Source organism: Thermodesulfobacterium sp. (assembly GCF_030445475.1).
Classification (GTDB): Bacteria; Desulfobacterota; Thermodesulfobacteria; order Thermodesulfobacteriales; family Thermodesulfobacteriaceae; genus Thermodesulfobacterium; species Thermodesulfobacterium commune.
In genome coordinates this window covers 1-9,094 of record NZ_JASUTP010000039.1, presented here as the reverse complement: position 1 = coordinate 9,094, position 9,094 = coordinate 1, and the positions used below count along the sequence as shown (strand labels likewise).

Annotated in this window: 10 protein-coding genes; 7 read left to right on the top strand and 3 right to left on the bottom strand. The window is 35.9% G+C overall.

The window, feature by feature from the left end:
* Together PWP26_RS08055 and PWP26_RS08050 are read left to right on the top strand one after the other, a co-directional pair.
* Positions 1-364, top strand: a 364-nt coding sequence (locus tag PWP26_RS08055) for a transposase (RefSeq protein ID WP_301399368.1), incomplete at its 5' end; no start/stop codon positions are given.
* Between the two features lie 42 nt (positions 365-406).
* Complete coding sequence (locus PWP26_RS08050; RefSeq protein ID WP_367652127.1) at positions 407-1,006, top strand: TIGR03915 family putative DNA repair protein; 600 nt, start codon at positions 407-409, stop codon at positions 1,004-1,006.
* Between the two features lie 46 nt (positions 1,007-1,052).
* Here the strand turns inward: PWP26_RS08050 and PWP26_RS08045 are convergent, their stop codons facing one another.
* Complete coding sequence (locus PWP26_RS08045; protein WP_273018955.1) at positions 1,053-2,360, bottom strand: ATP-binding protein; 1,308 nt, start codon at positions 2,358-2,360, stop codon at positions 1,053-1,055.
* 84 nt (positions 2,361-2,444) lie between these two features.
* On the opposite strand from PWP26_RS08045, the gene PWP26_RS08040 reads away from it, so the two are divergent.
* Genes PWP26_RS08040 through PWP26_RS08030 form a run of 3 tightly spaced genes read left to right on the top strand, consistent with a single transcriptional unit; the run spans position 2,445 to position 3,903 of the window.
* Positions 2,445-2,792, top strand: coding sequence for a hypothetical protein (locus tag PWP26_RS08040; protein WP_028841751.1), 348 nt, complete (start codon positions 2,445-2,447; stop codon positions 2,790-2,792).
* A gap of 3 nt (positions 2,793-2,795) precedes the next feature.
* Positions 2,796-3,458 (top strand): protein-L-isoaspartate(D-aspartate) O-methyltransferase, encoded by a 663-nt coding sequence (locus PWP26_RS08035; RefSeq protein ID WP_287568458.1) that lies wholly within the window; start codon positions 2,796-2,798, stop codon positions 3,456-3,458.
* Complete coding sequence (locus PWP26_RS08030) at positions 3,442-3,903, top strand: TIGR00725 family protein (protein ID WP_028841749.1); 462 nt, start codon at positions 3,442-3,444, stop codon at positions 3,901-3,903. Before PWP26_RS08035 ends, PWP26_RS08030 begins: the two co-directional genes overlap by 17 nt.
* Here PWP26_RS08030 and PWP26_RS08025 read toward each other — a convergent pair.
* Positions 3,849-4,622 (bottom strand): pseudouridine synthase, encoded by a 774-nt coding sequence (locus PWP26_RS08025; protein ID WP_287568457.1) that lies wholly within the window; start codon positions 4,620-4,622, stop codon positions 3,849-3,851. The two genes, PWP26_RS08030 and PWP26_RS08025, sit on opposite strands and share 55 nt — an antisense overlap.
* Positions 4,610-5,542, bottom strand: a complete 933-nt coding sequence (locus PWP26_RS08020) for a DMT family transporter (protein WP_287568455.1) — start codon at positions 5,540-5,542, stop codon at positions 4,610-4,612. The genes PWP26_RS08025 and PWP26_RS08020 overlap by 13 nt, the downstream gene beginning before the upstream one ends.
* 186 nt (positions 5,543-5,728) lie before the next feature.
* Here PWP26_RS08020 and PWP26_RS08015 point away from each other — a divergent pair, with 186 nt between their 5' ends.
* Complete coding sequence (locus PWP26_RS08015; protein WP_287568453.1) at positions 5,729-8,425, top strand: chemotaxis protein CheW; 2,697 nt, start codon at positions 5,729-5,731, stop codon at positions 8,423-8,425.
* A 17-nt stretch (positions 8,426-8,442) separates the two neighbouring features.
* Positions 8,443-8,931: a chemotaxis protein CheW gene (locus PWP26_RS08010; protein ID WP_081856459.1), complete on the top strand. Its 489-nt coding sequence runs from the start codon at positions 8,443-8,445 to the stop codon at positions 8,929-8,931.
* Positions 8,932-9,094: the final 163 nt, after the last annotated feature.

The following is a 9,094-nucleotide window of genomic DNA, read 5'->3' as shown; positions in this document are numbered from 1 at the left end:
TCCAGCTTCAAAGCATGATATAAACTTTTTAAAGGAAGTAAAAGAGGACAGTGTTTTGATAGATATATTAAACAAAGGGACAATAATAGCAGACAAAGCTTTTAATTCAAAGGATTTAAAAGAAGAATTTAAGAGTTTAGGAATAGAGTTAGAGGCTATAAGAAAGAAGGGGAAAGTACATCACAAACAAAAGGATAAACAAGAGTTTTTAAAGAGAGTAAGGAAGAGAATAGAGACAGTATTTAGCAAGTTATACTATATGGGAATAGAGGATATCAGGGCAGTATCTTTAGAAGGATTTAAAGCTAAGATAAACTTCTTCATTTTAGCTTTAAGTTTTGCTACTTGTCTTGGTTTGTTTTAAAATTATTTAAATTGGAAATTAGAGTTAAAAAAACAGTCTGGGATAAGGCAAGATAGCCTTTTTAAACAGGAAATTTCAAGTTTAGCCCAGCTTTTAGCAAATCTTGATAAAGATGTGCTTAAGGTTTTATACTATTACAGCCTTTCTGAAAAAGATAGCTTCTTTGAAGATTTAAAACAAATTGTCTCTCTTGTTAGTGCAGGGAAAGAAAGATTAATTTTTTCTGACCCCGCTTTTTTCCACATATATAAAACAGCTAACAGGGTAAGAAGAGAAATTCATCGATATAAAGGCTTTTTGAGGTTTAAAGAGGTGAAAGGTGGTTATCTCTATGCCGCCTTTGAGCCGGAATTTAACGTGATCGTACCTTTGGCCAGACATTTCGCCAACCGATTTAGAAACGAAAAAATTATCTTGCATGACCGTAAAAGAGGGCTGGGTGTCTTTTGTCATAAAGGACATATGATCCAAGCAGAGATTATAAAACCTATACCTCAAGAAACAGAGGAGGAGACATTTTTTTCGAACCTCTGGAAAAATTACTTTGAAACCCTTGCCATTAAGGAAAGAGAAAACTTGACAGGCCAGAAAAGAAACGTCCCTTTAAAATACAGAAAGTTTATGGTAGAGTTTAAACCTTAGTTAGGGTTTTATATCTCCTTTTTAGTAAAAGGATGCTTATAAATTTTTAACCTGTTAGCAACCTTTCTGGAGAACTTATGTTGAAAGCTTTAAACCCTAATTTTCTAAGCTTTAAGGTGAGAAGATAACTTAGTCTTCCGGTATAGCAATAAAAAAATAAGGTTTTATTTCTGTAAGGTTTGAAAAGTTTAGACAGTTTTCGATAAGAAGCTTGCACTATCTCAGGATTAATCCATAACGCCCCGTCAAAACCTCCTTTTTCAAAATCCTCTTTTTCTCTAAGGTCAAAAACCATCCAATCCTCTTTGGGATGATTTTCGATAAACTCTCTAAACTTCTCTGGGGTTAATTCTAACTCTTTGTCTTCTAACTTTTCTATCAAAGAAACCCTTTTACAGCGACTACATATCTCGTCAGAAGAACTAGTAATTTCTCCACATTTAACACAACTTTTAAACTCAGAAGGAGAAAGTTTGTAGTCAGGATGGGTTTTTAAAAGAGGTATGAGTTTTTTTACAAACACAGAAAGAAGCTGGTATTTAAACTGTTTGTTTTCTTTTTCCCATTCTTCTATGATTTTTTTAGTTTTTTTGCTTGGGGTAATTTCTCCATGAGGGCAGCTGCAAGTTTCTACAGGTATCTTGTTAAGGGCTGCATAGTAAAAAATCTCTTTTTCTGGGGTATGATAGAAAGGTTTAACCTTGGTTGCTTGACCAGGGTATAAAGGGGGCAAAACCGGCCCAAGTCTTACGATGCCCTCAAAATCTCCCTGGAAAAATAAGGTTAGCATGGTAGAAACCGTATCGTCAAGGTGATGTCCTGTAGCAATAACATCTATGCCCAAGTTTTTAGCTATTTTCGTAAAAAGATACCTTTTTATTACCCCACATACAGAGCAGATTTTGTTTTTGAACATAGTATGTACAAAATGGTCTATAGAGTAACCTTCCTCCTTAGGTATATTATAGACATATAAAGGAACCTCGATTTCCTGGCAGAGCTTTCTAACCGTTTCCTCTGCAAGGTCTGAATAGTATTGTATACCTAAGTTTAGATGAATAGCTTGAAGAACCAGCTCAGGAAAAACCTTCTTTAAACTAAAAAGAAGGGCGGCACTGTCTTTCCCTCCTGAAACAAAAACACCCACCTTTTTGGTGTTACGAAACATCCTGTATCTTTTTATCGTGTTTTTAAGGCGGTTTTCAAAGATTTGATTAAAACATGTGAGACAAACTTTGATGCCTTGAGAAGGGATTTCTATGAGAGCTTCATTTCCTTTACACCTTTTACATTTAAACGGAAAAGGATTAAGGGTTAACTCGAAGGTCTCTCCACCGCATTTGTAATATTTCATAGCGGTTTAATTTTAACTCAAAAGTTTGTTGTGAAAAGGTTTTTTCTATGTTAATATTTGAATAAAATTGAAATAGGTGGAAAGATGAAGCTTAGGTTATGGTTGTTAACGGTATTTTTAGGTTTATGTTTGTGGGGTTGTGCTACCAAACCCGGACCTAATTTAGCCTCAAAAGCCAGCCTTATCAAACCTAATCAGACAAACAAAATGGAAGTTACCCAGTTTTTAGGCCCCCCTGTGCAGATTTTTGTATTTCCTGACGGACGAGAAGAATGGTATTATTACTACAGGGTTAAAAATTTTTGGGAAGACATCCCATTAGCCAATCGTTATAAAGGAGAAGATTATACCGAAATACTTAAAATTGTTATCTACAAAGACCAGGTAGTGGATTGTTATTATTACACCGTAGAAAAACCTAAAAAGAGGTAGCAGATGCAGGGTTTTTACGACAAGGATCTGTATAGGATCGCCCGAGAGAAAATGGTTAAATCTCAGATTGTAGCTCGAGGTATTAAAGATGAAAAGGTAATTCAAGCGATGCTAAAAGTGCCAAGGCATCTTTTTGTTGAAGAAGCCTTAAGAGATCAGGCTTACGGAGACTTTCCTTTACCCATAGGAAAGGGACAAACCATTTCTCAACCTTATATCGTAGCTTTAATGACCGAGGCCTTGGAGTTAAAGGGGAAAGAGAGAGTTTTAGAAGTAGGAACAGGGTCTGGATACCAAACAGCTATTCTTGCAGAGATAGCTTTGTGGGTTTACACTATAGAAAGAGATCCTGACCTTTCTGAAAAGGCTAAAAAAGTGCTCCTAAGCTTGGGATATAAGAACATCTCTCTTAAGATTGGAGACGGAAGTTTAGGATGGCCTGAGGCTGCACCTTTTGATGCTATAATTGTTACTGCAGCTTCTCCCCAGATCCCTCAGCCTTTGGTAGACCAACTTGCCGAAGGGGGGAGGATTGTCATCCCTGTAGGAGATGAATTTTCTCAAATTTTGGTAAAGGGGATTAAAAAAGATGGTAAACTTAAAATCCAAACCTTAGAACCAGTAAGATTTGTAAAGTTGGTGGGGGCTTATGGATTTAAAGAATAGAAGGATAGCTGTGGTGGGGGCAGGGATTGCTGATGAGAGCACCTATCAAATAGCCTATACTATGGGAAAACTCTTGGGTGAAAAGGGGGCCATAGTTTATACCGGTGGTCTGGGCGGAGTAATGGAAGCGGCTTGTAAGGGAGCTTTTGAGGCTGGAGCTACCACAGTAGGGATTCTGCCAGGGCATAAAGTCGAAGAAGCTAACCCTTATGTTAAAGTATTGGTGCTTAGTGATATGGGACATGCACGAAACGTAATCTTGATAAGGTCGGTTGAAGCGGTGATAGCCATTTCCGGTGGATACGGTACCCTTTCTGAGATAGCTTTAGCTTTAAAGATGTGGAAACCAGTGATAGGGATTAACACATGGGAAAACATTCCTGGTGTTAATTATGTCTCTTCACCTGAAAAAGCTCTGGCTAAACTTTTAGAGTTCTTTAGTTGAGCTACAAATTTAAAAAGATTTTGCAATTCAGACTTAGAAAGAGGCCTTATTTCTCCAGGTTTAAGGTCTCCAAGCATAAGGGGGCCAAACTGAACACGTAGCAGCTTGTGAACCTTACCTCCTAAATAAGCTACCATTTTTCTAACTTCTCTTTTTATCCCTTCTTTTACACAAACCTCATAAACATAGCTTTTATTTTCATTTTTAACTAACCTAAAAACAAGAGGTTTAACCAACTTCCCTTCAAGATGAATTCCATGTTTTAGTAAATTTTTTATTTTCGGTTCTTCCAATTTAGGACTTACCCAAACCAAGTAACGTCTTTCTACTCCGTATTTAGGGTGAAGTAAAAAGTTTCCTAAATCACCGTCATTGGTGAGTAAAAGTAACCCTTCGCTGTATTTATCAAGTCTACCTACCGGAAATACTCTCTGAGGTAGTTTTTCTAAAAAACACCTGATGGTTTCTCTGTGGTGAGGATCATAAAGCGAGGTTAAAAACCCTTTAGGCTTGTAGAATAGGTAATAGACTTTTTCTGGTAACGAAATTTTTTTGCCTTCTACTATTACTTCGTCTTTTTGTGGGTCAACTTTATAAGATAGGTCTGATACAACTTCTCCATTTACTAAAACCTTACCTTGTTTAATAAGTTCATCTGCCTTTCTTCTGGAAGTAATCCCACAGGCAGCTAAAAATTTATTCAACCTTAACTTATCCACCGTTTATCTCCAGAAAAAAGAGTTTTTGCTTTCTTTTCAGATAGTTCCAGTTTTGACTTACCTTCTTTTTGAACCAAAAAAATACCGAGGATTGTTATAAATCCTCCTAAGATTAACTGCAAGGTTATTTTTTCTGAAAGGAAAAGCCAAGCTAAAAAACTTGCTAATATTGGTTTGATAAAAAATATGGTGGACCCTCGACTGGCATTAGTCAGACTTAGTCCTTTAAAATAGGTATAATAAGCTACTCCAGTTACAAAAATTCCTATATAAAGGATAGAAGGCCAGGCTTGTTTAGGAACCGAAAAGAGCGGCTGATGAAAAGTCAAGAGAATGGGTACCAAAAGCAGGCTTCCTATGAGAAAGGAGATAGAATTCATAACTAAATTATCTATCTTATGGTTTATCTTTTGGGCAAAAGCGGTGTATATCCCATAAGTTAAAGCTGAAAGAAGCAGGTATAGTATCCCATAAGAATAACTATAGTCTATGTTTAAATCTTTATAAAAGGTAAAGATTAAGCCTGAAAAACCTACAACTAAACCTAAAACCTTTTTATAGGTTAGTGGTTCTTTTAGTAAGAAATAAGCAGAAAGTGCTACAAAAATAGGGTTTGAACTAAAGATTACCGCAGCTAAGCTGGCTTTAGTTTGGTTGATGCCAAGTTGTAAGAGACACATACTAAAAACTATGTTAATAAGACTTAAAAGGAAAAGATAAAAAAAATCTTTAAGACTAAGATTAAACCCTAAATCTTTAAACTTAGACAAGGCAAAAGGTAAAAGCAATATACCTCCTATTAAAAACCTTAGAAAAACGACCTGAAAAGGGTTGACTAAACCGGTAAGTGTTCTACTTACTACCTCGTAGGAACTAAAAAAAAGAATGGTTATTCCAAGATAAAAAAAAGCTTTATTCACGACTAACTATTTTAGCACACTATCAAAAAAATCCAACTTTAGCTTAATAACAACCTAAATTAATAGATAAGATTAATAGATAAGTTTAATAAATTTATTTAAATCGAGGTTTGACAAAAAATTTTTTTTTAATAAAATTCTGTTTAGATGAGAGAAAAATGTCATTAAAATGAGGGAGGTAGTTTTATGATGTTTGATGAAGATATTTTGCAAGACTTTTTAGTTGAAGCAAAAGAGGCGATTGCTAATTTAGAAGAGGGGTTTCTTGAATTAGAAAAGGACAAAGAAAATTTAGAGGTGATTCGTTCTCTTTTTAGAAGCATGCATTCTCTAAAGGGGGCTTCTGGATTCTTTGGTTTTAAGTCTCTTGAATCTATCGCTCATTTTTCAGAGGAAATTCTCTCAAAGATTAGAGATGGCTTGCTTAAACCAGATGATAATATTATAGACATGTTGCTTAAGGCGGTTGACTGGATAAAGTTTATCGTTCAGCATTTAGAGACCCATAAAGAAGAGCCTATAGATGATAATCTTCTTGAATTTTTAGTAACTCTTTCTAACTTTACAGAAAAGATTAAAAAGGGGATAAAAGAAGAGAAGTCTAGCGAAAAACCTATAGAAGAACCTGTTCAAGAAATTTCTGAAAAAATCTCTCAGGGAACCCAGCAAGAAACCTCTCAGGAAACTCAGCAGGAACCCTTACAAGTTCCTTCTGAAGAAGCTATTCCTAAGAAAACCTTAGAGGAATCTGTTGAAAAAGAGGAAAAGAAGGAAGAAAAAACTCAAAAAATGGTTGAAAAGCTTGATGATAAAAAAGAGAAAAAAGAAAGTCCACAGGTAGCTACTCCTCAAGTAGAGTTAACAGAAACACATATTAAGGTTGATGTAAAGCTTTTAGACCAGCTTATGAATTTGGCAGGAGAACTTGTTTTAGCAAGGAACAGGGTGGTTCAGCTTTCTCAAAAGATACTTGATGACGACCTTACAAGAAGTGTTCAAGCACTTTCTATGATTACCACTGAGATGCAAGAAACCATAATGAAAACAAGGATGCAACCCATCGGGACAGTTTTCAATAAATTTCCAAGGATAGTTAGAGATCTTGCAAAATCCTTAGGGAAAAAGGTAAATCTTCATCTTGAGGGGACAGAAACAGAGCTTGATCGTTCAATAATTGAGGCTATAAAAGACCCTCTTACGCATTTAGTTAGAAACGCTATCGATCATGGGATAGAACCTCCTGAAGAGAGGGTGCAAGTTGGTAAAAGGGAAGAGGGAACGATTTATTTAAGGGCGTATCAGGAAGGTGGTCAAGTAGTGATAGAAATCGAGGATGACGGAAGAGGTATTGATGTAGAGAAAATTCGTAAGAAAGCGGTAGAGAAGGGTTTTTTGACAGCAGAGGAAGCCCAAAGAGCAAGGGAGAGTGATTTACTTGCTTTGATTTTTAAGCCTGGATTTTCTACAGCTGAAAAGGTTACTCAGGTGTCTGGTCGTGGAGTCGGGATGGATGTGGTAAAAACAAACATCGAAAAACTTGGAGGAACGATTGAGATAAACACCATCTATGGTAAGGGAACAACGGTTAGGGTAAAAATTCCTCTTACCCTTGCTATCATTCCTGCACTTATCGTTAAGTCAGGTGGTTACAAGTATGCAATTCCTCAGGTTAATCTTAAAGAACTTGTAAATGTGGACCCTAATAAAGACCTTTTAAAGGTAGGGTCTACAGATTTTTATAGACTAAGAGGAGAGATTATACCGGTATTGAAGCTTTCAGAGATATTGAAACAGAGCTCAAACGGAGAGGTTTTGTCTAAAAATCTTGTGATATTAACCACAGGAGAAAGAGTTTTAGGGTTGCTTGTAGATGAGATTTTAAATTCAGAGGAAATAGTGGTTAAGCCTTTAGGTAAGTGGTTTAAAGATATACCGGTTTACAGTGGAGCAACGATTATGGGAGATGGAGCGTTAGCTTTAATTCTTGATGTGGTTGGATTATCAAAGTTTATTGGATTAAGTGTGGAAGAGGTAGAAAAAAGGCTTGATGCTGAAAGAATTACGATTAAAACCTCAAAAGATGAAACCTATTTCTTGTTGTTATTTGATGTAGGACAAGACAGACTTGCATTACCTATAGCACTTATCTCAAGGCTTGATAAAGTTAAAGCGGATAGCATACAGATCGTAGGTGGTAAAGAGGTTATCATCTATGAGGACCAGGTAGTTCCTGTGATAAGATTAGAAAATTATTTGCCCTTGCAAGGGCTACCTTATCAAGATAGTTACATAGTGCTATTCTTTACAGAGAGAAGCAAAACTTGTGCTATTCTTTGTTCAAGCATAGTTGATACCATTGAGACCACCCTTGAAATAGAGGAAGGGCTTTACAACAATCCTGGGATATTAGGACATAAGATAATAGACGGGAAAACTGTGCTTTTTATAGACATTTACAAGGTAATAGAGATGTATGACCCAGAGTGGTTTGTGGTTAAATTTAAAGAGGAGGTTCATACTGCTAAGAGGATTTTATTGGCAGAGGATTCACCGTTTTTCAGGAACATGATGAAGAACTATTTAGAGGCGATGGGTTTTGAGGTTGAGTGTGTAGAGAACGGACGTGAAGCGATAGAAAAATTACATAATGACCCTAACTTTGATTTGGTAATAACCGACATAGAGATGCCAGAGATGGATGGGTTTGAGTTGTTAAAAGAGTTAAGAGGAAATCCTCAGTTTAAAAACCTTCCTGTGATTGTAGTAACAGCCCTTGCAGGGGAGGAAGTCAAAAGGAAGGTATTTGAGTTTGGGGCAAACGGCTATGAAGTGAAGCTACAAAGAGACCAAGTGCTTGAAAGGATAAAACAACTCTTAAGTTAAAAAGGAGGTTTTAAAAGATGAATATAATGAAGAGAGAGAAAGAAAAGGTTATTTTATCAGAGGAAAAAGATCATAAGCTTGCAACCATTGACACCATAACCTTTGTAACGTTTTATTTAGGGAATTTTTTATGTGGGATACCGGCGGATATTATCATGGAAATAAACAAGGATACAGAGATAACGCCAGTTCCTTTGGCAGATGAGTTTATCTTAGGAATCATGAATTTAAGAGGGCAGATCGTTACTGTTATGGACCTTGCAAAAATGGTGGGTTTGAAGGAAAATATAAAACCCACCGTAAATCTTATTCTTAAAACTGAAGGAGAGGCACCGGTTTCTTTTGTGGTTGAAAGAATTGGAGATATAATGGAGGTACCTGTGGATAAGATAGAAAAGACACCAGAAAAGATAGAAGGGATTTCAAAAGAGTATGTAAAAAACATTTATCAACTACCAGATAAAATATTGCTCATTTTTGATGTAGACAAACTGCTTCGGCTTTAAATTCAGTATTAAAATTATTTTAAACTATAAAACTTTAAAGAAATAAAAGGGGTCAACTATCAGGAAATAGGTTTTAAGCATGAGATACCTCACAAATAGAAACATAATTTTTAGAATAAAAACTCAAACTCGGATTAAAATAAGCCCCATTTTTGCAAATGCC

Excerpts from the sequence above, each read along its gene's own strand:
- PWP26_RS08045 (WP_273018955.1), bottom strand. The coding sequence starts at position 2,360 with ATGAAATATTACAAATGCGGTGGAGAGACCTTCGAGTTAACCCTTAAT.
- PWP26_RS08040 (WP_028841751.1), top strand. The coding sequence starts at position 2,445 with ATGAAGCTTAGGTTATGGTTGTTAACGGTATTTTTAGGTTTATGTTTG.
- PWP26_RS08035 (WP_287568458.1), top strand. The coding sequence starts at position 2,796 with ATGCAGGGTTTTTACGACAAGGATCTGTATAGGATCGCCCGAGAGAAA.
- PWP26_RS08030 (WP_028841749.1), top strand. The coding sequence starts at position 3,442 with ATGGATTTAAAGAATAGAAGGATAGCTGTGGTGGGGGCAGGGATTGCT.
- PWP26_RS08015 (WP_287568453.1), top strand. The coding sequence starts at position 5,729 with ATGATGTTTGATGAAGATATTTTGCAAGACTTTTTAGTTGAAGCAAAA.
- PWP26_RS08010 (WP_081856459.1), top strand. The coding sequence starts at position 8,443 with ATGAATATAATGAAGAGAGAGAAAGAAAAGGTTATTTTATCAGAGGAA.